27 protein-coding genes and 1 pseudogene are annotated in these 22,538 nt (G+C 42.2%); 14 read left to right on the top strand and 14 right to left on the bottom strand.

The window, feature by feature from the left end; genetic code table 11:
• Nucleotides 1-161: 161 nt before the first annotated feature.
• Nucleotides 162-548 carry a methyltransferase domain-containing protein gene (locus NF543_RS05020; RefSeq protein ID WP_257667018.1) on the top strand — a complete coding sequence of 129 codons (387 nt, stop codon included), beginning with the start codon at nucleotides 162-164 and terminating at the stop codon, nucleotides 546-548.
• On the opposite strand, the gene NF543_RS05015 is transcribed toward NF543_RS05020, so the two are convergent.
• Both NF543_RS05015 and NF543_RS05010 read right to left on the bottom strand, forming a co-directional pair.
• Complete coding sequence (locus tag NF543_RS05015) at nucleotides 470-1,069, bottom strand: DUF6624 domain-containing protein (RefSeq protein ID WP_257667017.1); 600 nt, start codon at nucleotides 1,067-1,069, stop codon at nucleotides 470-472. The two genes, NF543_RS05020 and NF543_RS05015, sit on opposite strands and share 79 nt — an antisense overlap.
• Before the next feature lie 23 nt (nucleotides 1,070-1,092).
• Complete coding sequence (locus NF543_RS05010; protein ID WP_257667016.1) at nucleotides 1,093-1,668, bottom strand: dihydrofolate reductase family protein; 576 nt, start codon at nucleotides 1,666-1,668, stop codon at nucleotides 1,093-1,095.
• Nucleotides 1,669-1,867: 199 nt separating this feature from the next.
• Between NF543_RS05010 and NF543_RS05005 the strand changes: the two genes are divergently transcribed.
• On the top strand, nucleotides 1,868-3,229 hold the full coding sequence (locus NF543_RS05005; RefSeq protein WP_257667015.1) for a Gfo/Idh/MocA family protein: 1,362 nt from the start codon (nucleotides 1,868-1,870) through the stop codon (nucleotides 3,227-3,229).
• 39 nt (nucleotides 3,230-3,268) lie between these two features.
• A complete protein-coding gene (locus NF543_RS05000) occupies nucleotides 3,269-3,928 on the top strand; it encodes an N-acetylmuramoyl-L-alanine amidase (RefSeq protein WP_257667014.1) in 660 nt (219 codons plus the stop codon).
• Between the two features lie 522 nt (nucleotides 3,929-4,450).
• Here the strand turns inward: NF543_RS05000 and NF543_RS04995 are convergent.
• The 4 genes from NF543_RS04995 to NF543_RS04980 form a co-directional block, all read right to left on the bottom strand.
• A complete protein-coding gene (locus tag NF543_RS04995) occupies nucleotides 4,451-5,167 on the bottom strand; it encodes a LytR/AlgR family response regulator transcription factor (protein ID WP_257667013.1) in 717 nt (238 codons plus the stop codon).
• On the bottom strand, nucleotides 5,148-6,110 hold the full coding sequence (locus NF543_RS04990) for a sensor histidine kinase (RefSeq protein ID WP_257667012.1): 963 nt from the start codon (nucleotides 6,108-6,110) through the stop codon (nucleotides 5,148-5,150). The genes NF543_RS04995 and NF543_RS04990 overlap by 20 nt, the downstream gene beginning before the upstream one ends.
• Before the next feature lie 110 nt (nucleotides 6,111-6,220).
• Entirely contained in the window at nucleotides 6,221-7,255 is a 1,035-nt protein-coding gene (locus NF543_RS04985; RefSeq protein WP_257667011.1) for a sensor histidine kinase, read from the bottom strand.
• A 24-nt stretch (nucleotides 7,256-7,279) separates the two neighbouring features.
• Nucleotides 7,280-9,673, bottom strand: a complete 2,394-nt coding sequence (locus tag NF543_RS04980) for a TonB-dependent receptor (RefSeq protein ID WP_257957436.1) — start codon at nucleotides 9,671-9,673, stop codon at nucleotides 7,280-7,282.
• Between the two features lie 136 nt (nucleotides 9,674-9,809).
• Between NF543_RS04980 and NF543_RS04975 the strand changes: the two genes are divergently transcribed.
• Nucleotides 9,810-10,016 carry a hypothetical protein gene (locus NF543_RS04975; protein WP_257667009.1) on the top strand — a complete coding sequence of 69 codons (207 nt, stop codon included), beginning with the start codon at nucleotides 9,810-9,812 and terminating at the stop codon, nucleotides 10,014-10,016.
• 19 nt (nucleotides 10,017-10,035) lie between these two features.
• Here NF543_RS04975 and NF543_RS04970 read toward each other — a convergent pair whose 3' ends face one another.
• A complete protein-coding gene (locus NF543_RS04970; RefSeq protein ID WP_257667008.1) occupies nucleotides 10,036-11,025 on the bottom strand; it encodes a GlxA family transcriptional regulator in 990 nt (329 codons plus the stop codon).
• Between the two features lie 140 nt (nucleotides 11,026-11,165).
• Between NF543_RS04970 and NF543_RS04965 the strand changes: the two genes are divergently transcribed.
• From NF543_RS04965 to NF543_RS04955, 3 genes are all read left to right on the top strand, one after another.
• Nucleotides 11,166-11,576, top strand: a complete 411-nt coding sequence (locus NF543_RS04965; protein WP_257667007.1) for an SRPBCC family protein — start codon at nucleotides 11,166-11,168, stop codon at nucleotides 11,574-11,576.
• A 56-nt stretch (nucleotides 11,577-11,632) separates the two neighbouring features.
• Nucleotides 11,633-12,079 carry an SRPBCC family protein gene (locus tag NF543_RS04960; protein WP_257667006.1) on the top strand — a complete coding sequence of 149 codons (447 nt, stop codon included), beginning with the start codon at nucleotides 11,633-11,635 and terminating at the stop codon, nucleotides 12,077-12,079.
• An 87-nt stretch (nucleotides 12,080-12,166) separates the two neighbouring features.
• Nucleotides 12,167-12,928, top strand: a complete 762-nt coding sequence (locus NF543_RS04955) for an NADPH-dependent F420 reductase (protein WP_373274989.1) — start codon at nucleotides 12,167-12,169, stop codon at nucleotides 12,926-12,928.
• 139 nt (nucleotides 12,929-13,067) lie between these two features.
• Here the strand turns inward: NF543_RS04955 and NF543_RS04950 are convergent, their stop codons facing one another.
• Nucleotides 13,068-13,595 (bottom strand): DinB family protein, encoded by a 528-nt coding sequence (locus NF543_RS04950; RefSeq protein ID WP_257667005.1) that lies wholly within the window; start codon nucleotides 13,593-13,595, stop codon nucleotides 13,068-13,070.
• A gap of 294 nt (nucleotides 13,596-13,889) precedes the next feature.
• Between NF543_RS04950 and NF543_RS04945 the strand changes: the two genes are divergently transcribed.
• Together NF543_RS04945 and NF543_RS04940 are read left to right on the top strand one after the other, a co-directional pair.
• Nucleotides 13,890-14,891: a GlxA family transcriptional regulator gene (locus NF543_RS04945; protein WP_257667004.1), complete on the top strand. Its 1,002-nt coding sequence runs from the start codon at nucleotides 13,890-13,892 to the stop codon at nucleotides 14,889-14,891.
• Nucleotides 14,892-14,908: 17 nt separating this feature from the next.
• On the top strand, nucleotides 14,909-15,061 hold the full coding sequence (locus tag NF543_RS04940; RefSeq protein WP_257667003.1) for a hypothetical protein: 153 nt from the start codon (nucleotides 14,909-14,911) through the stop codon (nucleotides 15,059-15,061).
• Between the two features lie 44 nt (nucleotides 15,062-15,105).
• On the opposite strand, the gene NF543_RS04935 is transcribed toward NF543_RS04940, so the two are convergent.
• Together NF543_RS04935 and NF543_RS04930 are read right to left on the bottom strand one after the other, a co-directional pair.
• The gene (locus NF543_RS04935) at nucleotides 15,106-15,294 is read right to left on the bottom strand and encodes a hypothetical protein (protein WP_257667002.1); all 189 of its coding nucleotides are present in this window, start codon (nucleotides 15,292-15,294) and stop codon (nucleotides 15,106-15,108) included.
• Between the two features lie 54 nt (nucleotides 15,295-15,348).
• Nucleotides 15,349-15,477, bottom strand: a pseudogene (locus tag NF543_RS04930) (IS256 family transposase); the annotation flags it as partial.
• Nucleotides 15,478-15,735: 258 nt separating this feature from the next.
• On the opposite strand from NF543_RS04930, the gene NF543_RS04925 reads away from it, so the two are divergent.
• Nucleotides 15,736-16,443 carry a hypothetical protein gene (locus tag NF543_RS04925; RefSeq protein ID WP_257667000.1) on the top strand — a complete coding sequence of 236 codons (708 nt, stop codon included), beginning with the start codon at nucleotides 15,736-15,738 and terminating at the stop codon, nucleotides 16,441-16,443.
• A 1,215-nt stretch (nucleotides 16,444-17,658) separates the two neighbouring features.
• Here the strand turns inward: NF543_RS04925 and NF543_RS04920 are convergent.
• Nucleotides 17,659-17,793, bottom strand: a complete 135-nt coding sequence (locus NF543_RS04920; protein WP_257666999.1) for a hypothetical protein — start codon at nucleotides 17,791-17,793, stop codon at nucleotides 17,659-17,661.
• A 191-nt stretch (nucleotides 17,794-17,984) separates the two neighbouring features.
• On the opposite strand from NF543_RS04920, the gene NF543_RS04915 reads away from it, so the two are divergent.
• Nucleotides 17,985-18,545 carry a carboxymuconolactone decarboxylase family protein gene (locus NF543_RS04915; RefSeq protein ID WP_257957435.1) on the top strand — a complete coding sequence of 187 codons (561 nt, stop codon included), beginning with the start codon at nucleotides 17,985-17,987 and terminating at the stop codon, nucleotides 18,543-18,545.
• A 19-nt stretch (nucleotides 18,546-18,564) separates the two neighbouring features.
• Nucleotides 18,565-19,425, top strand: a complete 861-nt coding sequence (locus NF543_RS04910) for a sigma factor (protein ID WP_257666997.1) — start codon at nucleotides 18,565-18,567, stop codon at nucleotides 19,423-19,425.
• A 44-nt stretch (nucleotides 19,426-19,469) separates the two neighbouring features.
• Here the strand turns inward: NF543_RS04910 and NF543_RS04905 are convergent, their stop codons facing one another.
• Complete coding sequence (locus NF543_RS04905) at nucleotides 19,470-19,823, bottom strand: hypothetical protein (RefSeq protein ID WP_257666996.1); 354 nt, start codon at nucleotides 19,821-19,823, stop codon at nucleotides 19,470-19,472.
• 360 nt (nucleotides 19,824-20,183) lie between these two features.
• Nucleotides 20,184-20,333, bottom strand: coding sequence for a hypothetical protein (locus NF543_RS04900; protein ID WP_257666994.1), 150 nt, complete (start codon nucleotides 20,331-20,333; stop codon nucleotides 20,184-20,186).
• A 65-nt stretch (nucleotides 20,334-20,398) separates the two neighbouring features.
• On the opposite strand from NF543_RS04900, the gene NF543_RS04895 reads away from it, so the two are divergent.
• Both NF543_RS04895 and NF543_RS04890 read left to right on the top strand, forming a co-directional pair.
• Nucleotides 20,399-20,614 (top strand): hypothetical protein, encoded by a 216-nt coding sequence (locus NF543_RS04895; protein WP_257666993.1) that lies wholly within the window; start codon nucleotides 20,399-20,401, stop codon nucleotides 20,612-20,614.
• Nucleotides 20,598-21,035 (top strand): putative toxin-antitoxin system toxin component, PIN family, encoded by a 438-nt coding sequence (locus NF543_RS04890; protein WP_257666992.1) that lies wholly within the window; start codon nucleotides 20,598-20,600, stop codon nucleotides 21,033-21,035. Before NF543_RS04895 ends, NF543_RS04890 begins: the two co-directional genes overlap by 17 nt.
• 404 nt (nucleotides 21,036-21,439) lie before the next feature.
• On the opposite strand, the gene NF543_RS04885 is transcribed toward NF543_RS04890, so the two are convergent.
• On the bottom strand, nucleotides 21,440-21,961 hold the full coding sequence (locus NF543_RS04885) for a class I SAM-dependent methyltransferase (protein WP_257666991.1): 522 nt from the start codon (nucleotides 21,959-21,961) through the stop codon (nucleotides 21,440-21,442).
• Nucleotides 21,962-22,538 lie beyond the last annotated feature (577 nt).

The following is a 22,538-nucleotide window of genomic DNA, read 5'->3' as shown; positions in this document are numbered from 1 at the left end:
ATTATCATTGAGAAAAAACTCAATAGTCCAACAATATTTGCAATAATATTGCCAGTCGTAATTTTTTTAATTTGTCGGTCGTTCTCAACGCTTTGCCGGTAATACGCAAATATGCGCAGCCGTATTTACCATATGTCTAAACCCTTAGCAGCTTTGGCAAGTTGCTTACATTAGAAGCCAAATTGAAAGGCGTTATGATAAATGAAAACGAAAAACCTGAATTTTGGGAATCTGCCTTTACTGAAAAGCAGGAAATGTGGGGTTTTGAACCATCAAAGTCAGCAGTACTAACCAAGGATTTTTTTGTTCAAAATTCGGTAAAAAGTGTCTTCATTCCCGGCATTGGCTACGGACGGAATGCGCAAATTTTCAAAGACAACGGCATAGCGGTAACAGGGATTGAGATATCAAAAACGGCTATTGAAATGGCAAGAAAACATTACGGAAGAGATATGACCATTTATCATGGTTATGCTATCCACCCTACTTTCTTTCTCCATTCATCAGCATCACTTTTTCTTTTATCAAAGTCTTTCGGTGGAATTTGATTCTCGTTTTCTGCTTGTTGTCTTATCACTACAGTCTGTTCTTCAAGTGTATTAAGCCCGATAGATTTTCTTCTTTCATTCACGTTAGCTATGTCGTCATAGCGATTTGGATTTAACTTTCCGTTTTCATCCCAATCAAATTGAGTTCCGTAAAGCTGTGGTTTCCCTTCAAATACAGCTATTCGGTCAGTCAGGTAAGCTAAACTTCTGGAGTTTGCGTTATTTTCACTAATTGCATTTTGCAACAGTTCCCTACACCTTTTCATAAAGTCGGGTTGTCCGATTGAATGTTGTATGACCAACCAAGCCGCTTCGCTGGCTTCTTTACCTACTTTGTCAATTGTCGGGTAACCGATTGTGTCTATGATGTCACTTAATATCTTCGCATTCCTGTTGTGCAATTTTTCCATTTCTTCGTTATATCCTTCTCCAAGTTGTCCGTTTTGAACAAGTCTGTCCCTAAGTTCCAAGTCCGCATTTTTCAGGTCAATTATTCTTTCAGCAATGCTTTTATAGTTCATTCTGTTATCGGTGTTAATACAATTCAACTTCGGACGGCGTACCGTAGGACCATTACGCTATTGCCAAACCGATGCTCCCCGATCAGCTCCAGGCCTAATCGCATGCCGTCCGGGAAAAACCGTTTTCCGCCCCCAACAATTACGGGACAGACAATCAGCTGTAACTCATCGACAAGACCGGCCTTTAATGCCTGCGCGGCAAGTTCTGGACCGGCAACAGCAATATCGTGCTCGGCCTTGGCCTTAAGTAGCCGTACCGCATCGGGATCGAACTCCCGCTCAATTCGCGTATGTGCGCTAATTGGCTCTGAGAGTGTCTTTGAATAAACAATCTTCTCGGTTGCCTGCCACTGACGAGCCCAGTCGAGTATGAACTTCGGTTGGTCAGGTATCGTGTGCGCAGTCTCCCAATAGACCATCGTCTCATAGATTCTCCTCCCGTAGAGGTAGATGCCAATGGAAGAACCGAGCTCATTAATGTAGGAGTGCACTTCCTCGTCTTCGGGAGCGGCCCATCCGAATTTACCATATTCATCCTCCGTGTATCCGTCCAACGATATGAGCATCGAGTAGATTAACTTAGCCGTTCCTTTGTTCATCAGGTGTATTTCAATAAACTATTCAACCTTATTACTGTAAATTTAGATAAATTTGCTTTTGCAAGCAAAATTTGTCTCTTGTTTCCTCACAACAGCTTTTGACTGGTGGTGTAGTTTTAAAATACACGAGATGAACACAAGTAAAATAAATATTATCTTCGTTTTTGTTTCCTCATTGAAAATAATAGACCAATAGATTATGACAGACTTTCATCCGAACCGTAGAACATTCATTCAAGGTGCTGGCACAGTGCTAACTTTATCTGCCTTGCAAGCTAACGGATTAACGTTTGCTGACACACGTAACAACATGCGGGTTGGTTTAATTGGGGCGGGTTGGTACGGGAAAAGTGATGTTTTCAGACTCATTCAGGTCAGCGATATTCATGTTGTTGCCGTGTGCGATGTAGACAGCAATCGTCTAGCGGAAGCAGGGAGGCTGATTAGTGAGCGACAAGTCTCTAGGAAGGTTCCAGCATTGTACGGAGATTACAGAAAGATGCTGGCAGATCACAAATTGGATCTAGTGCTCATCGGTACTCCAGATCACTGGCATGCGCGACAGGCCATTGATGCCATGACGTCAGGTGCACATCTTTATTTACAAAAACCCGTTAGCATTGATGTACTTGAAGGAGAAGCCATACTCAGCACAGCACGAAAGTACAACAAAAAGGTGCAGGTAGGTACACAAAGGAGAAGCACCCCTCATCTGATTGATGCTAAAGAGCAGGTGATCGATAAAGGGCTGCTCGGTAAAATATCACACGTGGAGATGTGTTGCTACTATCATATGAGGAAGAACGGGAATCCACCATTAGCGCCAGTTCCCGACTTTCTTGATTATGAAATGTGGACCGGCCCTGCTCCTTTACGACCCTACGATGGTTTGCCGCATGGAAGCTGGTGGAGAACGTTTATGGAATATGGAAATGGAATCACGGGAGATATGTGTGTCCATATGTTTGATACGGTGCGTTGGTTGTTGCAACTTAAATGGCCGAGGCGGATTAGTGCAACCGGAGGGATTTACGTTCAAAAAGGAGGAAAGTCCAACATTGCCGACACGCAGACTGCTATTTTTGAATACGATGAACTGAACTGTATATGGCAGCATCGGACATGGGGAACCCCAGCTGATCCCGAATATCCATGGGCATTTATTATTTATGGTGATAAGGGCACCCTAAAGGGAAGTACCATGAAGTATGAGTTTATTCCAACAGGTAAAGGTGATCATATTGTCAAAGATGTAGTTTATGAAAAGGAAGAGTATCCAGCGGATTTGAATGAGCCCAGAATTGAACTGAACGCAGCGCCGGCTACGCGGCGCCATATGTTGAATCTCCTATCGGCTATTGAAAATGACCATTTACCTGTTGCAGATATTGAAGAGGGGCACATATCAACTGCCAGTTGCATACTAGCCAATCTATCCATGCAGTTGAATCGGCCACTTATATACGATCCGCAACAAAAAATATGCGTGAACGATCCGGAAGCGACAAAGCTATTGAGGAGACCCTATCGGAAGTCTTGGCAACATCCTTATATTGGGTAGTAAGATAGGAGTCGGTTGATTAATAAAAAAAACGAAACCATGTCCCGATTGAAAATATACGCTACATCAACCATACTGGGATTGATTATGCTGGGAGCGGTTGCTGCCTTGCCCGAACAGGGCATGGTTTGCGCAGCAGTGACACCATCGCTTAGTGAAGACACGGCGGCTTATCGAGACACGGTACCGATTGTACCACGGAGCAGTTGGCAGGCACAGCCAGCTAGACCGTTTAAGCGACACGTACCTATACAGATTACGGTTCATCATGAAGGGGGCAAACTTTTAACCTCTTCAGATGACGCTAAGCAGCGATTAAAGAACTTGCAACACTGGTGTATGGGGCCAGACCGCAACTGGTCAGACATTCCTTACCATCTTTTGATTTCACCAGACGGAACCGTATACGAGGGGAGAAATCCGTTGACCGTGGGAGAAACAAATACAGAATATGATCCTACAGGACACCTGCTGATCTGCTTTTTAGGTAATTACAACGAGCAAAAACTCGACGATAAGCTCTTGCAGGTATTGATAGACTTACTGGTCGATTCGTGCATTAAGTACGATATATCGCCCACAGATATCTCCACTCATCGAGACCATAGCCAGCAAACCAGCTGTCCGGGAGAGGACATATATGCTTATTTCAAAAGTGGCTATATCGTTGGTCAGGTCAAGGAATTGGTTAAAGATTAAAACGGGGAAACTACCCTTTGTATTTAAAACAAGGTATTTGATAGCCTATCACTTCTTATGCCTCAAGTACTACCTTGTGAATGACTTCTCGAATGGACTGCATTCTATCCTGCAGTTCAGCTGGATAAGCATTAATCAATGGAACATATCCATCCCGATTGCGTGTTTAACGGCTTAGGGCCCGCTTCTATGGAAGTGGGTTCCTTTAGTCATCAGTCTTCCGGCCATTGGTACAGGAATATACAAAAATGAAGATTTTAGGAATTATCCCCTCAAAGCGTTGGGCAATGTCCATTATATTTCCGATATTTGTGCTAGGTTTAGGTTGATAGCCCCTAATCCCATTGGGGCGGATCCCCGTTCCATGCAAATGGAACGGGGATCTTTTTTCATGTACCACCCACATCTTGGGTGGTTTCTTGTTTTTAGCAGCTCAAGGCAGCGGGCATGCCATGCTGGTATCTGGCCGCCTGTGTTTCATGGCTATCATCACTTATCAATTCGAGGAAACGGAAGGCACATTTATTGCGACGGTTTATTCTTCATGAATTCTTCAAAAAAGGCCTCCCGATATGAATTTCCGATGGCTATTTCATGATCTTTGATAAAGACATCATTATTGTCAAAAGAATCAATGTGGTTTTTGTTGACGACATATGACCTGTTTATCCTCAGAAATGTGCTTTTGGGGAGCAAGTCATGCATATTTTTCACATTCATGCGCGTGATGATACGTTGCCCGTCCATTTGAATGATTACATAGTCTTTCAGCCCCTCAATAAAAAGAATATCTTTCAGGGTTACTTTGAAAAAACGTCTGTCCGATTTGACAAAAATGTATTCATCCTCAATGTTTTCAATATTTTTCTTGTCTTCTTCCAGTAATAAAGAATGGTAAGTAATAGCCTTGTCTACCGCCTTTCTGAATTTGGCAGGATCAATAGGTTTAACCAGATAATCGATGGCATCGACCTCGTAACTGTCGAGCGCATATCCTGAATATGCCGTAGTAAAAATAATCAGTGTATGTTTGGGTATGCTTCGTGCAAACTCAATACCATTTATACCAGGCATTTGGATATCAAGGAATACTAAATCCACGAATGTTGTTTGTATAAATCCGGATACCGCTTCCGCGCTATTGAAGCTGCCAAGTAATTCCAGTTGAGAAATCTGAACAACTAATTTCTTTATTCCTTTACGGGCGATGGGCTCATCATCAACGATAACACACTTCATAGTTCAATTGTAAATTTACGGTATAAGTGGTTCTTGTTTCCGCGATGTCTAAGGCATAGTTATTTTCAAACAATAAGTCTAAACGGCGTTTGATATTTGCCAATCCCAGTCCGCCGACATCTCGCTTTATGAGCTTCATCGGTTTTGAGTTCTCACATTCAAAAAACAGACGGCGGTTTTCCGCCCTGAATCTGATATGCACATAAGATCTATTGGTGTCGAGATTATGCTTTACTGCATTTTCCACAAAGGGGATAAAAAGCAATGGTGGAACCTCAATATCTTCAACACCTCCTTCTACTGTAACGAGATATTCAAAATAATCACGGCGGACTTTTTCCAAATCCAGAAAATCATTAAGAAAAGCAATGTCGGCTTTCAAGGAAACTACATCTTGTGTGCTGTCGTTGAACTGGTAATGTAACATGTCGTCAAGTTTTACCAATATCCGGGAAGCCATCTTTGGATCTTCGTCCACCATGATAGTTGCATTATTAATCATATTGAACAGAAAGTGCGGATTAATCTGGCTTTTAAGGAAGTTGAGCTCCGACTGGAAGGTTGCGAGACGAAGGTCATTAATCCGTCGGTTGCTTATCATCCATTGTTTAACTAATAAAAGAGCTGATACTCCTCCGAGGAAAAGTAACATTGCCAGCATAGAAGATGCAATATTCAGGAACATGGCAATACTCGAAGGTTGTTGATGGGTCACGGCTATATCATAAAAAAGTTCTTGTAATAGCACCATCACAAACAATGCAAAGACAATAAATAGAATAACTGAAATGATATAAGCAACCAGTTTGTTTTTTGCCAAAAAGCGAGGGAACAACCCATATGCATTAACATACACGAGCATGTTGATAAAGAGGTAATAGGTGATCCAACCGTAAAAGCGGTTTAATGATGTATTGAGTTTGTCCGGAGCATCGAAAAACATGCTGAGTGATATGATCAGCATAACGAGCTGCAACGTAAGATGCCTGTATATACGGTATTCATCGTCAGTCAGGAAGGAAGTTATACCGTCTCTACTTATCAATGTCGCTGTCATTCCGAAATCGCTATTTTAAGTCCTGTCATTCCCGGGCTCACCATCAATGCATGTTTCCCCGGATACTGTAATTCCAGCCGCTTTTTTATCAAAGAAAGCGCGTCGTCACCCAATTCCTTTTTACCATCCGATTTGCATATAAAAGATAATGATCTATTTTCAAGGCTAAAAAGCAAATCCAGTGAAACATTATCCACAATCGCATATTGAACAAGAGGGAAAAAAAGCATAGGTGAAACAAATACCTTACTTATATCTCCCTCGATATGAATATCATATTGAATGTCGAACCTGTTTAGTTGTTCCAGTTCGAGAAATTTAGTCAGAAAGTTCAGCTCTGATTTGAGTAATATCTTATCCCTGTTGCAATCGTATAGTTGATATCTCAATAGTTGTCCCAATTGCATCAACATACCGGTCGTTTTTTCCGGATCCATTTCTACTGAATCCGATGCATTTCTAAGGGTCTCGGATAAAAATGCAGGAGCTATTAGCTGTCCTTTCAGTTTATTCAGTTCCGATTTAAGATGTTCCCTTTCCAACTGACTGACATGTTCATTCCCAGTTATCCAGTTACGGAACACGATCACTACGGAAACTCCGCAAAAACAGATCGCTGTAATCATGCAAGCGGCCAAATTATCAACCAGAATAAGCGGGCTGGTATAAGAAGATATCCGATGTGGTAAGCCTAATGCATTGCGCACCCAATATTCCTCCAATATGGATAGTGTTGGCAATGAAAACACAAGCACACACAGCATGATTGAATAAACGATGTACTTGCCTTTTAAAAGAAACTTAGGTGTCAGATAAAAGTAATTAAAGTACATGGCCATCACATACAACACAAATTGGGAAAAACAAATAAGATAGATGCGGTTTCCCAAAATGCCCTGACTGTCTTGATAAGCTATGAATACCTGATTAAAGGTAATGACAGCTCCAACTACGATAAAAAGCAGGTGTCGCCAGATACGATATTTAGTATCGAACAGGAAGAGCGGCAAAAAGTTGCTTTCTTTAATCATCTGTAGGAAAATGGCTAAGATACATTAAAAATCAAGCCTGTATACGATGTTGAGAATGGAATTCTTTAACCGCCTTGGTTCTATCACTCCGGTTTTGAGGTTATATTCGTGCCCGAAATATTCCTTGTATCCTGTGGCATTCATTCCTTTGATTGCAAACTCATGCGAAACGTTATTACGGTTCATCCGGTAACTAAACGTGTAATTGGCAAGAAACATCGGGGATAATTGTTTCGAATAGGCTTTTGTCTCGTTATATTGCGTTTCTTTGTCAGGATGAGCTAATGTAGCCTCCTCATCTACTGGCGAATACCTGTTGCCTCCCTGTAATGTCAGTTTCAGGTTTACACCCAGCACATCTTGCTTATTGCGTCCCACCATCCATTCTTTACCGACCAACCCATTTAGGATATAGTTACGGTTAAATTTGGTATGATGCCATACGCCATCGCCGCCATAATATTTTGAATCGAATACAGATGCCGTCACCATATAGTATAGGCCTTTAGTCATATATTTTTCAAACGTAACATCTACCCCATAGTTACGTCCCTCGCCTTTGTTAACCAACGCATCTTCAACATAAAATGTACTGCGGTTGAGTACCGAGTACGGACTGTCGGCAATGACAGGCACATCGTACAAGTATTGGAAATAGGGTTCTACTTTGAGGTTCATGTTATCAGACATTTTATAATTGTATGATAAAGAAACATGATGTGCTTTCGTAAAATCCAGGTCGTTATTTATCAGTTCATCTCCTGTTGCTTTTGTTTTCACGAAATAGACATCCATTTTTTCCATACGGCTGTGTAAACCATACGCGAAGCCAAATGAATTTTTCGATGATACCTGCCATTTAATAGCAGCGCGGGGTTCTATTGTCCAGCTATTATTTAATGTAAGAAACTGGCCGTTTGCACCTAATGTTGCAGAAATTCGGTCATTGAGGCTGAATAAGGAACTGGTATAAGCCGATACCAGGTTCGTATTTCCTTTTCCTTCAGCGATCCGTTCCATCGGTATGGTAGAATAGGGGGCCAGGTCGAAATCCATATCATAGTTCATATTTGTTATCGTAAACCCTGTTTTATTCGTATGCTTCGAACTGTATTTCCTGTTGAAAGAAGATGTCAGTACAAGATTGGTGTATCGGCTTTTGAAATCAAGGGATGGCGATGAAACCAGATCAAAATCAAATACATCCTCCCATGCATCCGTTTTTGAATAGGTTGTGGCCAGTGTTGTTTTCAGTAGACCATCGTTGCCGAATAAATAGCGATGGCTAAGCCCTGTAGCGGCAGCTATCTGCTTCATTCTCGAATCGCTCGCATCATCCCTGTAATCCCATTCTTCGGGCGATTCAATTTCGGGTTTGATTTTGTCTATTAGCGCTGTTCCCCACCAGGAGAAGACTCCGGCTTTTTCCGTTGGGAAATTAAACTTGAAATTCAGATCCTGATAGTCCATCGCTTGTTCCAAATCTCCGGCAGGACTTACTTTGTTCATTAATCCGGTTGTCGAATATCGGTAATTGAATAGATATGAAGCGTTATGTTTTCTGCTGATAGGTCCTTCCGAAGCGACATCCAATCCAAGTATTCCTGCTTGCAGGGTGTGCTGGAATTGCTGGTTGTTTCCATTTCTTAACTTCATATCGAACACGCCGGAGACCGCATTGTTGTATTCGGCAGGGAAAGCACTTGTATAGAAATCGGAATTGCCTAGCACATTGCTGCTCAACGACGATAATACACCTCCACCCAATGAAGCCACATCCGCAAAATGGTTCGGGTTTGGTATTTCCACATCTTCCAATCGCCATTGGAGCAGGCTAGGAGCATTTCCATGTATGGATATACCGTTGGTACTCACGCTTGGCGATACGCCGGCAAATGAGCTAACCAAACGTGCCGGATCGTCCATGCCACCTGCAAAGCGGCTGGCTTCTTCCACACTAAGCATACGCGCACCGGATAGGGCCATTTTATTCAAGGGTTCCTCTTTATTGATTCGCGACCTGATTACCACTTCATCAAGCTGTTGAACGTTTTCTTTCAGTTGGATTTCAAGGTATCCTTCTCTTGCCGATGTCAGCATGATCTCGTGAAAGATAGCCGGTTCATACCCTACAAATGATGCTTGTAAATCATGACGTCCGACAGGAACATTGTTTATCGTGAATTTTCCGTCATTGTCAGTCATTGTTGCTGTTTGCGGTAAGTCTAAAAGCCCGACCGAAACGGAAGGAAGGGGAGTTCCTGATGCATAGTCAATGACTATACCCCGGATAGTCTGTACAGGTCTGTTATCCTGGGCAGAAGTATGTATCGAAAACAAGAGGCAACTGATTAGTAATATTGAAGTTGATAATTGCGATACTTTTGCTACTACTTCCGTTCTGTTCATTGTATCCATTCTTTTGCTTTATTGATGCTGAACCAAAAGTAATTTCTAAAAGCAGGCGTTTATGGATTATGAGACAAATCCGAGGTGTTTATATACGAATCCGGCGTTTTTGTATACGCTTGGATAAAAAAATGAGGGGGAAGCAATGAAGACGGCTTTATCAATTCGAGGAAACGGAAGGCGCTACTTTTTGATGGGTATGGAAGAATTAACGGAGTCCTTGGATAAGGGAAATTTTGATAACGCTGTTGTTTGCTTACAGCGCAAATTTGTTGAATTGACAAATGCGGAAATTGTAAAAATGCTACACGTTAATCGTCCGAGTAGAAAAGGGAAGAAAGAGCCGTTGTAAGAGCATTCGTCAACTCCTGTTAGACCAAAATCCTCTTGTTGTACTTACTTCTGTATTCCAATGGCGACATTCCCGTAATTTTTCTAAATACTTCACGAAACGCTTTAACATCCGAATAACCCACTTCATACATTACTTCATTAATTGTTTTGCGACTGATTTCAAATGCTTTTTTTGCCGATTCAATTTTTACCCGTTGCACATATTCAAGTGGCGTATTTCCGGTTGCTTTAATAAACCTTCTGTCAAAGTTTCGTCTTCCGATAGAGAACATGGAACATAAATCTTCAACAGATATTTTTTCATGCAATTTACTTTCAATATAGGCTTGTGCTTCTCTTACCATTTCATCCCCATGCAACTTCTGGCCGGTAAATATGGTAAAGGCTGACTGGCTTTGCCTGTCGATCTCAATCTGGAATACTTTGGCACAATAGATGGCTGTTTGCCTGTCATAATATTTCTCCACGAGATAGATCATCAGGTTCAGGAACGAGTAACCGCCACCATTCGTATAAATTCTCTTTTCATCAGTAATCAATTTCTCCGTTTGTAAATTCACTTTTGGAAACATAGTTCTGAAATTGTCCTCGGCAACCCAATGTGTAGAGCAAATTTTTCCATCCAGTAAACCTGCTGCCGCAAGCATAAATGCGCCGGTGCAGATACTTGCTACTTCAGCACCCTTACTATATTGTTTCTCAATCCAGTCAATCAGCAATTTGTTTTCCTTCACAACTTTTTTATCATAATAATTAAATGATGGAATAATGATGAGATTGGTTTTAGTTATCGCTGAAATGTTGATATGGGGATTCACTGTAAGCAAGCCGTTATGGAAACCCACTTTTTCTGAAACGCCCGCCAATTCAATTTTAAATAATTTTTCTTTGCCGGTTTTTTCCAGATACTCATTAGCTGTAGCAAATATTTCGTAAGCACCTGTTATACAGGAGATAGTTGTTAAGTTGTTCTGTCCGTCAGGGACTATTATAGAAAGATGTTTCATTTAACTTTTTTGGTAAGGATAGAAACTTGTGATGTCTGAATTAACCTATTATAATGTCTAATTTCCCCCCTCTTAATATCAATTTAAAGATACTATTTTTACTGCTCAATAATTTCATTCACAATATAGTAAATTAAATCATGGTAGAAATCAGAATTAACGTAACTATAAAAGCTATTCCCGAAAAAATATACAATGCTCTTACCACACAGGAGGGACTTGCGAGCTGGTGGGCTAAGCAAACCACAGCCAAACCGGAAGTGGGATTTGTGAACGTATTTATTTTTGGGAAATTTCGAAACGAAATGAAAGTAACCAAGCTTACCCCTAATAAAAAGGTAGAATGGAAATGCATCAATTCGATTGAAGAATGGGTTGGTACCGACATTTCTTTCGATATGGAAGAAAAAGAAGGAAGTACGATTTTACGATTTACTCATGCCGGCTGGAGAGCAGTCACTGATACTTTTGCAGGCTGCACTTATGACTGGGCTTTGTTTATGAAGAGCCTGAAATCCCTTTGTGAAACCGGAACGGGGACACCTCATTAGGAAATGTAAAAGAAGTTATTTTATCATGATATAATTAAATATAAAAAAGGAAGACTATGGTAGATATTTTGCACAGAATCGGAATCAAATCGTCATCTATGGATGACGTCTATAAGGCATTGACCACACGCGAAGGTCTTTCCGCCTGGTGGACGAACGACACGCAGGGAGAAGGCAACAAAGTCGGCGGAGTGCTCCAATTCCGCTTTGGGGCCGGTGGCTTCGACATGAAGGTTATTGAGCTTCATCCTGCTACGCGGGTGTTATGGGAAGTGGTTGACGGGCCTGAAGAATGGGTCGGCACAAAGGTAAGTTGGGAATTGAAACAAGAAGATGACTACATCATCATCCTTTTCAAACATCAAGGTTGGAGGGAGCCTGTGGAGTTCATGTACCATTGCAGCACCAAGTGGGCGATCTTTCTGATGAGCCTGAAGTCGCTTCTCGAAACCGGGAAAGGTGCGCCAGACCCCAGCGATGTCAAGATCAGCAATTGGCACTGAAGCTGCAACGACCACAATCGGTGTTATGCTCTTGGCGCTATCCCGTTCATCCGTCTCCAGTGGTGAAATAACAAACAATCAGACAAAATGAAAATCGGAATTATTGGAGTGGGGCAAATTGGTGCTACATTGATACGGCAGTATTCAAAGGCAGGTCACGATATAAAAATGGCTAATGCCGGCAGCTTAGAAAAGCTCAAAGAGTTAGCGGAAGAAACAGGAGCAAAAGCCGTAACATTAACAGAGGCTGTCATGGATATTGATGTTCTAATAGTTTCCATACCGCTAATAGAAATACCAAAGTTATCAAAATCTTTAGGTCAAAATATTTCTGCGAAGACAATTGTTATTGACACCTGCAACTACTATCCTATTAGAGATGGTCGGATTGATGAAATTGAGAATGGAATGCCCGAGAGCGTGTGGGTATCAAACCAACTTCAACAACCCGTTGTGAAAGTTTACAATAACATTATTGCAGGTTCACTTGTGCAATCAGGACTTCCCAAAGGTTCTGCTACACGTATAGCACTTCCGATTTCGGGCGACGATCAACAATCAAAAAGTTTGGTTGCTGATCTTGTAAATGACAGTGGCTTTGATGCGTTGGATATTGGCAATCTTCAAGAATCCTGGAGGCAACAACCTGGAAGCCCAATTTATTGCACCGATTTGAATTTGCCACAACTGAAGGAAAACATTACAAAAGCAAAAGGAGAATTGTTAGCCGAAAGACGGGAACTTGCTTTACAATTCATTTTAAAACAAAACCCTGAACAATGGATGGATTGGTGGAAGGATTGTATAATAAATAATCGAAATATTTACGAAAGTGATTTAAGTGTATAATCTGGTTTTCATTTCTTGTAATAACCGAACTTTTTGAGTCGTCGCTCGTATTCCAAATTTTTTAACATTTTAAGGAACATGGACCATGGTAGTTGCTATTCTCAAAATAAAGATGCAACTGCGTTCTTTCTTGTTGATATTAAAACAGTTTTTCCTGCGGAGGCTTAATTCCTGCCAGTCGAAGATATACTGTTGTTTGACCCCTGTGATGTGCCTGATGTTCAAAAACCTTAGCCAAAGCCATTCTTTTAGACATTTCGAAGTTTCCAAACAATTTGATGGCTTCATCCAATTGCGCGTCAGACATCTTTTTTATATTATCGATCACAAAATCATAGCTGGTCAGCACCAATTTGCTCACATTAGATTTGGATTTATCGCCGGTTTTTTCCAATTCGCCCTGACCAAACGGACTTTTCGTGCCTGTAGCTGCCGAAGCGAAACCATAGTTAGCATCTGCCAGGTGTAACAATTGCTCCGCAAAAGAGCGCATTTCTGGAGTAGGCTTTAAAGCATAGCCACTTTCTGGCATTGCATCCAGGTATTCCTTCGTATAAGCCTTTGACCTTTCCCAATCCTTTACCAGATCAGCTACTTTTACTTGCGCCCTTGCCAATTGACTGCCTATGATTAAACATAGTGCGACTGCTAAACTTTTAAGTTTCATATTTTTTAGATTTTAAAGTGGCCTGCTCACGATGATGCAGGCCATAAATGTTTGGTAATGATTCGTATTGTTCTTGATCTTACATAAGAAATTTAATGCCCGATGTAAGCCCTATGGTCCACATTCTGCAGAAATAGTTCTGCTACTTTATCCTTTAATTTATTCATTGCATTATTTTGTGTTTAAATTATTGACAAATTTAGAGGTAAATAGTATACCTTAGGATAGGTCAAAATAGACATTATGGTGGGTTGATTTGGACATAAAAATTTTATTATCTTTGCAAGAAAAACAATGAAGCATATTACCATAATCGCCCCAGATGGCCAGACAAACCTCGGTACTGTCGCTTGCATTGCAGGCGCTTATGAAATATTTACCAGAGCCAATGAATATTACCAGGAGAGTGGCGGCAAGGAGTTGTTTAAAATTGAGATAGCGGGCATAACACAACATACAGATTTAGCCGGCGGGCTTTTTTCGGTGAAGACCCATGTCCACATTTCAGAAATTGGCAAAACAAACCTGATCATTATCCCATCTTTGGGCAGCAGCTTCGAGAAAGCCCAGAAGGGAAACATTGCTCTTGTTGATTGGATTGCAAAGCAATATAAAAATGGTGCAGAAATAGCCACGATGTGCAGTGGCGCCTTCATGCTTGCCTCGGCAGGTTTACTTGACGGTAAGAACTGTTCGACCCACTGGAACTTTGCCAATAAATTCAGGGCTTTATTTCCCAATGTAAATCTGCAAACCGATGAACTGATAACGGATGAAAATGGCATCTATACCAATGGTGGTGCCTATTCGTTTTTAAACCTGATACTTTACCTTGTTGAGAAGTATTATGACCGGCAGACGGCAATTTTTTGTTCCAAAGTTTTCCAGATCGAAATGGACAGGCAAAGCCAATCGCCATTTATCATATTCAACGGACAGAAGCAGCACGGCGATGAGATGGTCCGGCAGGCTCAGGCATATATTGAAAGTAGATTAACTGAAAAAATATCCATAGAGACTTTATCTTCCAAATTTTCTGTAGGCCGGAGAAACTTTGACAGGAGATTCATAAAAGCCACAGGAAATACACCGATTGAATATGCGCAGCGGGTAAAAATTGAATCAGCAAAAAAATCGCTCGAAACTACCCGAAAATCGATTAATGAAGTGATGTACGACGTAGGCTATTCGGATTTGAAAGCGTTCCGCGAAGTGTTCAGAAGATTTACAGGAGTTTCGCCGCTTGTGTATAGAAGCAAATACAATAAGGAAACCCTCAATAATAGAATCCATTGAACGATTTTCATTAATTTGTGTTAAAAATTAATAAAGAGTTCGGCTATGCCATCAGCACTGCGGATGCAGGAAATGGTAGAGCGGATTTGCGGGGAGAAGCGCATGGGCGCTTTGCCAGAGATGATGTCATCTCTGACCGATTCTTCACAGCCATGAAAGCCAATAATTAAACCAGGTTTAGAGGAATACATGTGTCTTCGATAGGATATGAATTTTACTTAGCCAGTTTAGCCAAGTTGTCGGGATGGTTTTTGTTTTCTTCCATTCCCAAAAGCAAATCATAAACCCCTGTTTTAATCAAAAAGGCCTTAGCAGCCTCTTTTGAAGCGGTTGCTTCTTTACGCTCCTTTTTAAGGCAGCCATCATAATCCTGTTTTCTTCTTTCCTTGTCATAATGGTACAAATATAACGAATCTGAAAGCAGGTTCCAAAAGAGATTGGGATGCGTCCTTGACTAACTCGCTTCCAGAAAAGGCTTCATTAAAGGCGCAAAAATGCCGTTCTCACCGTTGATAGGCTTGCCTGAAGAAAGCCCTTTAATAGCTTCCACTTTGAAGCGCCCGAAGTCAAATTTATTGTTATCCATTTATTTTGACAAGTACATTATTTAATGCATCTTTGTGGCCTTTATAGTTGCAACTAAGATGCTTTTATTTTTATTAAAGCGACACTATTTGACCATACTGTTCCTGTTCGTCGCTAGGGTTGTCCATGCGCAGAATGGGATAAGGCTTCGAGGCGCTGTCTTTGATGTAGCTTGAATTTCACAATCTTTAGACAAAGGCGGACGGCTGCCGATGTAAATAAATGACCAGCCGAAATTTTAAAAATAAACAAAAAGTGTATGAAGAATATCAATTTAATCAAAGCGGTCTCCGGGATTTCAATATTGATTGGAGCGGGAATATTTTCCGCTTGTAACAAGGATGAGGAAAAACTACCTGAATTTATGTTGGAAGGCCACTACATCGTCGGGATTACGGCACCCGTGAATTCAGACAGAAACAGTCCCTATATACTTACGTTTAAGGGCGATGGTACAGGGATACTGACGACAATCACCAGTTCGTTTCCGGGAACCTACGAAGTCACGGACGACTCCCTAATTTTCCAGACGGCCGATCGGGAAAAATGGGTGTCATTCGGATTCAGGAACAATGAATTGGGGGACAGTAAATACGAGGTAAGGTTTTATAGAGACGATGACACCTATGAACCGGCGCCTGTCAAATACAAGGCAACGGGTGCGCTTGGTAAGACTCCGGACACAAACCAATTGGCCGGTAAAACCTTTGTAGGGAACCAATACAGATTTGGTACCGAAGACGTTTATATCGAGGATCATACCTATGTGTTCCGTGCTGACGGAACTGCGTATGGCAGTGGAATAGGCGACATCAACGAAAATGGCAATACCTACCAATTGTATAAGAATGTAGCATTCCGCTATGCCAAGGATAATGTAAAGGAATTCGGTGCCCTCATTGACGGCAAGCTCGTTGTTTTTAGGGAAAGCGGTTTGTTTTATTGGGGTACCTATGAACCAAGATAACAACTTAAAGCTATATATACCTTGATGATTTATGCCGCACCCGAGACCCGTACGCTGGGTGGTGTGAGAGGTGTACTCCGTCAGTCTCTGGCGGAGCCGTCTACTCGATTGGCAACTGGCTTTTTTGTTTTATTGATTTAGTCTTTCGATAATCATTGATGAAAAACACAGTACTCCAGTTTTTATACAATTGACTGACCTCTCAAGAAACCAAATGGGATACACAGAATGCGTTTGATTCGATCAAGAAGGAAGGCATTAATGAAGGCAAGTCTGAGGTGGTAAAAAACTTATTACTGGATTTTGGCTTCACTGACGACCAATCAGCGAAAGCAGCAGAAGTATCAATTGATTTCGTTCAGAAAGTCCGCTTAGCCTTGCAGAAAAAATAATCAGTTTTTCTATAGAATAGCAAAACTATCCGCCGACATCTGCCTTTTCCATTAGGTTGTTGGCTTTATGGTTATATTGTTCACTAACAAATGTAGCAAATATAAATTTATCAAACAACCCTTTTAGTCAAATCCGCATATTTTCAGATTATGAAAGAGCATCCTGATTGGAAACTGCTTTATTTTGACGGCTTTGGAGGTTCGGGAGAGATAAGGATAGATGGCCCCCTTGATTCCAAAGTAATAGAAGGAGTCGCAAAAAGGAATATAGCGACTTGAAGCCTCAATTAGCGGAAAGCGGAAATCCAGATTAGCCTAACTGATAAAGACGCACGGGCGCTGTGCTGCATCTTTCAGTAAAGACAGGATTTGTCTCTCCTAGGCGTCTTCAAAACCGGGATATCAAAATACTGTAATTCATGCTGATATAAAGATATTTTCAAGTGTGTAATAATGACACTAAGCATACAAATGATAGCGTAATAAAACGTACATTTGCACTAATTATTAGATACTATACATTAACTTAATTTTAATTTTAATTTAACATGATCGAAGAGATTTTAGACCAAAGGGCACAGAAAAAACAACCTACCATCCTAAAAACAATCTTACCAACCGCAAAAAAACCTGCTTTTACCCCATCTCGTTTCTCAGTCAGAGGACTTAGAAAGCATTCTGGAATACAAACTAGCCGAAATCCCATTGTCATTGGTTGATGCAAAACCCAATTTTGATATGGGGGCTGGCACAGCGGCAATCCAATGTGACAGCCCCTATTAAATCCGCTATTCCAATCTAGACCTTCACCAATAGGTTACTCTTAACCTCCGGCATCTGTCTTTTCCACTAGACCAAACAACCCTTTAATCAAATCCAATACTTTCCGGTTTCCCGTAATGCCCATCCATTTCCTTCGCGTATCTTCGTATGATAGGAGGGAGCGTTGGCGAGCCAACTTCCGTTAAACCAATGGCGTTTCATCACTAAAAAATGGAACAATCAAAACACAGTAGAAAATTTCTTCTATGACGATGAAAATCAGGGAAAGGACAAGTTCACCGCATACTTTTTTGACTTGTTTTGTCACAAAACTTCCACTTCCCGGTCTATGATAATAAAACAAAAGCATAACGTTAATTGAATATGATGGATACTCCCTTTCTTACGCCAATCGAAACTCCCAAAGGTTTGCTTTGGAAACTTGTTTATTATTTCACCCGTAAACGGTTCGGGAAAGTGTTGACCCCCCTAAAAGTCATGGCCGCCCGGCTACCGCTCAGCTTTGGTAAATTCTCCGGTAAAATCGGCCAACTCGACAAGAAACTGCAATTGCCTGATGAAACGGTCATGCTTATCCGCGAGCATGTAGCACGAATTAACGTTTGCTATTTTTGCATGGATATTGGACGTTCACAAACAATTATGGCTTCCATGGATCAGGCAAAATTCGACGCATTGAACGACTATCAAACCAGCGAACTTTTCAATGCCAAGGAAAGGGTGCTACTTGATTTTGTTACCCGGTTGGCCAGGGACCGGAAGATGGAACGCGAGTTATTCGATAAGCTTGCCTCACATTACGGCGAACGTGCCATCTGTGAGATCGTTTGGATCGTCGCTACGGAGTTTTATTACAATATCGGCAATATCGGCCTTAATATCCATTCGGATATGCTTTGCGATATCGCAAAAAGAAAAACCAACTGATTACCTTTGTGGAAACGCCATGGAACTAACAGCAGAAATTATCGCACTTCGGCCATACCTTTTCCATATCGCCTACAACATGTTGGGGGTTGTGGCGGACGCGGAAGACATCGTTCATGATACTTTTGAAAAATGGGCTTCCATAGAAGGGGTAAAGCAGCCAAAAGCTTACCTCGGGCGTATGGCCGTTAACCAGAGCATTAACCATCTGCGTGAGCTGAAGAAGCAGCAGGAAAGCTATATTGGGTACTGGCTCCCCGAGCCGTATATCACCGACGATTCCGGGGAATTCCCAACCATCGAATACGGACTGCTTTTTCTGCTCGAGCGGCTTAATCCGATTGAGCGGGCCGTATTTATCCTGCGGGAAAGCTTTTCCGAAGAATATCACTACATCGCGGATCTGGTAGACACTTCGGTAGAAAACTGCCGGCAATTGTTGCACCGCGCGCATAAGAAACTCAGCCGAAAGCGATTCAAGCCCATTGACCCGACCCAACACCGCTCGCTCATCGATGCCTTCCTTTTCTCATTGCAGTCTGAAGATCGTACAAGGCTGGAAGCATTGCTCCGCAGCGACGTCGAACTTTTCAGCGATGGCGGCGGCAAACGCACCGCGGCTCGCAAACCGCTTTTCGGACAGCAAAAGGTGCTGAAATTCCTTGTCGGGGTTATGCAGCTTCCGGAAAACCAACGCAACGAATTTGCGTACCGGGCCGCATTGGTAAACGGCGCGCCGGCGGTGCTTTTCTTCCGCCATTCAACGGGCGAACTGGATTCGATGCTATGCATTGAAGCAGACCAAGCGGAAATCACGCGTTTATTATACGTTCGCAACCCGGACAAGCTGAGGGTCAGGCAATTTTTTATTCCGGGATAGCATGAAGGTTGCCTTGCCGCAGCGGCCATATTTTTAGCTATTCTTTAGATCGGATTATCTTCTTGGCCAGGGATTTCGATTTTCGTAAGCATATAAGCTTTCGTAAACACCAACGGTTTTGTCCAGGGCAGCAATTCGTGCGATTGATCTTCAAGCACACGAAACTCATACTGATCCGCGTTGCGGCTGCTGATGCCGTTCATCGTTATGATAATACCCGTCGAATCTAAAACCGGGATGGCATATTTGCCCGGGTAACTATTCACGTCGGAGCTGTAGTAATTTGACGAATCAGCTTCATAAACTTTTAATTCCGGTATTTTTTTCCAAGCGTGAGACGGGTTTACTGCGAGCGATTTGGCATAGAATGCACCTATTTGCAGGTAGGGTTCTTTCAACCGTGTTGTATGGTTGTCGCTATCTTTATAGAAACGTTGGAGCGGAAAGCTGTACTACCTGTACCTGAAATATTTGCGTATGGTATCGCCATTCCGGTCTGTTTCAAGCAGGGGGAGCACACTGTCCAAGCGCATTTCCAACTGTTGACTTCGTACGGAACCAGTCATAGAAAGGAGAAAACAAATTAAGGCGATACGTTTCATTGCGTTGTAATCTTTCACAAAGCAACGGTATTTGCGCTTAAAATAAAATGTTGGATTTGAATCGGGTTGTCCTGCTTTTGAAATCACACACCATGTTCGGTATACGCATGAGGATTTACAAAAGCCACCAAGTCATTTTTCCTGTGATGTAATACATTAACCATTAGGCCTGTTGGCAAATACCGTCTCGTAGTGCTCTACCGTTGGGAACGGGTCGTAATAATGGTGCAACAGGTTTTTCCATTGCAGGTATTCGGGTGATGTACGGAAACGGCTATGCACTAGGCCAAAAATACTCACTCTCATTATCCCATTTGCAACTTATAGTCTATTTGACTAAATTTGTAATTATTATCAATAATTTTCAAGGCATGAAGACGACGATAAATGCACCTTCTGTAAATGCAGTAATCCGGCTATTTAACCAGCTTGGCAAGACCGATCGGATAAAAGTTGCCGAGCGTATCGGAAAGCAGACATTCGTCGACCGGTGGGATGCTATGGACGCCATCCTACCTGATGAGCCACTTTCTGAAGCGGATATTATGAAAGAAGTGAGCGCTGTCCGATATGGCAAGAAGTCATAGGAAAACGCTTGTCATTGATACCAATTGGTACATCAGCGCCACGATCAGCCGAGCCTCTCGACGTACACTTTATAACCTTCTTTCCAATCCCATTTACACCATCCTTTGTTGCGATGAATTGATAGAAGAGTATAAGGCTGTTATACTGAGGGATAAATTTAAAAAATACATTAGACTACAGCAAGCAAAGCGCTTTGTCGAATTGATTGTTCCTATCCTTTCCTTCGTAAAGATAAAAAGCGATGTGAGAGCAAGTAGAGATAGCAATGATAACTATTTGCTCTCGTTAGGTAAAGACGGTGCTGCGGACTACCTTATTACTGGCGATCCAGACTTACTCGTATTAAAACAGTACGGTCAAACTACGATAACTTACCATGAAAGAGTTTTTGGAAATCTCCCAGATAGGTTGATGGCCTAGCCTAATAAGCTTCCTAAATCCAAGTTACATTTCATCTTTCCGGTTTCCCGTAATGCCCTTCTATTTCCTGCAGCTACCTTTGTGTAACAATAGGAGGGAGTATTGGGGTTTTTGCTGCCTGCGGCTTCGCGTGTGCTGGGTAGGGCAGCGCTTCGTATATCCTGCTAGTCATACAGCTCGTTTGTACAGAGAGTCATCCCAACGATGAATCCGAGGCGGCAAATGTATTGAAAAGATTGAATCAGCACACACCGTACTTTAGGCTACCCGCTGTTATATTAGCCGGTGTGGCAAATCTGTATATGCTTGGGAATACAGTACGCAAGGCATCAATATAGTTTACGGTATCCGCAAGGCCTTCGTTGATTGCAATAATTACGGCATCTTGGTGTCCAGCAGTAGGTTCATTTAGATCGGATTAAGGCAGCATACATCGATCCGCCGAAGGATGAAGGCCTTTCGTTAATCTTTGTTATCGCGTAATATCCCAAGCTGTCAAAGAGGGTGCTTAACTTGCTGAATGTAATCGGAAACGGTACCCACGGATTTGAGATATTCGCTTCGTATTCAATGATGAGGAATTGTTTCTCTTTGTTGAAGTATCGCTCCAGACGTTTTATAAGCGATTCTTTCTCTTGGATGTAATGAAGGGAATTGGCCATTAATATACCCTCCAACTTAGGCAAGTGAAAACTTTCCAGATTGATATCCGATTGCTGGAATTGAATGGAAACTCTGTTCCCCATGATCTTATTCAGCCTTTGCGGTAAACTATCCACAGCTGTTATGCTGCTTCCCGGAGACAGCAGATGCGCAAGGGCATAGGTAAATGTTCCATTTCCGCAACCCAGATCAGTCCAATGCTGCGCGGTGGCTCCCCTTAATACTCCCGGTTCAATTAACGCTATAGCTTCCTGTATTTCCAATCCTTATCTTACTATTACACAGTGTTAAAGCTAGCAAAACTTTCCCATTTATGGCCCACTCGTCCACAGTTTACTATTTCTTCATTTCCGGTTTCCCGTAGTGCCATCACCGTTCCTACGGTTACCTTTCGTAACTTCTAGCAATATAAACCAAATCATCGTACACCTGTTACTAACAGTGACGAAAATACAGTGACCCCGCCATGGCCAAACAAAAAGTAGCCGTCAAGACCCGGATGGAAGAAGCGCGGCGGCCACCATCACGTCCAGCCAACAGGCCTTCGACGTCAAAGACCCGGAGTCGGCTGCTCTGGGCCGGAAGCTAGCGAAGTCGCTGGGGCTGCTGAACGACGAAGGGCTCCCGGTCTATGAGGAACCCCAGCTAGCTGCCTGGCGCAAACGGGAAGCCGTGGCGGAGAAGCGGCTGGCGAGTCTTAAAACGGACAGGAAGAGGTGATCCCTTCCGATTCCATCACGGCTTCATCCGCCGGAATAATGACCCCTTTGGTGTTTTCGACCCGGCAGAATGATTTTATATCCTTTGCCGCGTATAACAACAATTTTGATATTCGGATCA

It is taken from the genome of Parapedobacter tibetensis, from assembly GCF_024704835.1.
GTDB classification, from domain to species: Bacteria; Bacteroidota; Bacteroidia; order Sphingobacteriales; family Sphingobacteriaceae; genus Parapedobacter; species Parapedobacter tibetensis.
This window is presented reverse-complemented; position numbering and strand designations above follow the sequence as displayed.

Coding starts and splice junctions, on each gene's coding strand:
- NF543_RS04990 (WP_257667012.1), bottom strand. CDS start 6,110: ATGTTTTTCGATGCTCCGGACAAACTCAATACATCATTAAACCGCTTT.
- NF543_RS05000 (WP_257667014.1), top strand. CDS start 3,269: ATGTCCCGATTGAAAATATACGCTACATCAACCATACTGGGATTGATT.
- NF543_RS04955 (WP_373274989.1), top strand. CDS start 12,167: ATGAAAATCGGAATTATTGGAGTGGGGCAAATTGGTGCTACATTGATA.
- NF543_RS04890 (WP_257666992.1), top strand. CDS start 20,598: ATGGCAAGAAGTCATAGGAAAACGCTTGTCATTGATACCAATTGGTAC.
- NF543_RS04960 (WP_257667006.1), top strand. CDS start 11,633: ATGGTAGATATTTTGCACAGAATCGGAATCAAATCGTCATCTATGGAT.
- NF543_RS04900 (WP_257666994.1), bottom strand. CDS start 20,333: ATGAGAGTGAGTATTTTTGGCCTAGTGCATAGCCGTTTCCGTACATCA.
- NF543_RS04970 (WP_257667008.1), bottom strand. CDS start 11,025: ATGAAACATCTTTCTATAATAGTCCCTGACGGACAGAACAACTTAACA.
- NF543_RS05015 (WP_257667017.1), bottom strand. CDS start 1,069: ATGAACTATAAAAGCATTGCTGAAAGAATAATTGACCTGAAAAATGCG.
- NF543_RS05010 (WP_257667016.1), bottom strand. CDS start 1,668: ATGAACAAAGGAACGGCTAAGTTAATCTACTCGATGCTCATATCGTTG.
- NF543_RS04975 (WP_257667009.1), top strand. CDS start 9,810: ATGAAGACGGCTTTATCAATTCGAGGAAACGGAAGGCGCTACTTTTTG.
- NF543_RS04910 (WP_257666997.1), top strand. CDS start 18,565: ATGGAACTAACAGCAGAAATTATCGCACTTCGGCCATACCTTTTCCAT.
- NF543_RS04925 (WP_257667000.1), top strand. CDS start 15,736: ATGAAGAATATCAATTTAATCAAAGCGGTCTCCGGGATTTCAATATTG.
- NF543_RS04965 (WP_257667007.1), top strand. CDS start 11,166: ATGGTAGAAATCAGAATTAACGTAACTATAAAAGCTATTCCCGAAAAA.
- NF543_RS04895 (WP_257666993.1), top strand. CDS start 20,399: ATGAAGACGACGATAAATGCACCTTCTGTAAATGCAGTAATCCGGCTA.
- NF543_RS05005 (WP_257667015.1), top strand. CDS start 1,868: ATGACAGACTTTCATCCGAACCGTAGAACATTCATTCAAGGTGCTGGC.
- NF543_RS04945 (WP_257667004.1), top strand. CDS start 13,890: ATGAAGCATATTACCATAATCGCCCCAGATGGCCAGACAAACCTCGGT.
- NF543_RS04950 (WP_257667005.1), bottom strand. CDS start 13,595: ATGAAACTTAAAAGTTTAGCAGTCGCACTATGTTTAATCATAGGCAGT.
- NF543_RS04985 (WP_257667011.1), bottom strand. CDS start 7,255: ATGATTAAAGAAAGCAACTTTTTGCCGCTCTTCCTGTTCGATACTAAA.
- NF543_RS04980 (WP_257957436.1), bottom strand. CDS start 9,673: ATGGATACAATGAACAGAACGGAAGTAGTAGCAAAAGTATCGCAATTA.
- NF543_RS04915 (WP_257957435.1), top strand. CDS start 17,985: ATGGATACTCCCTTTCTTACGCCAATCGAAACTCCCAAAGGTTTGCTT.
- NF543_RS04995 (WP_257667013.1), bottom strand. CDS start 5,167: ATGAAGTGTGTTATCGTTGATGATGAGCCCATCGCCCGTAAAGGAATA.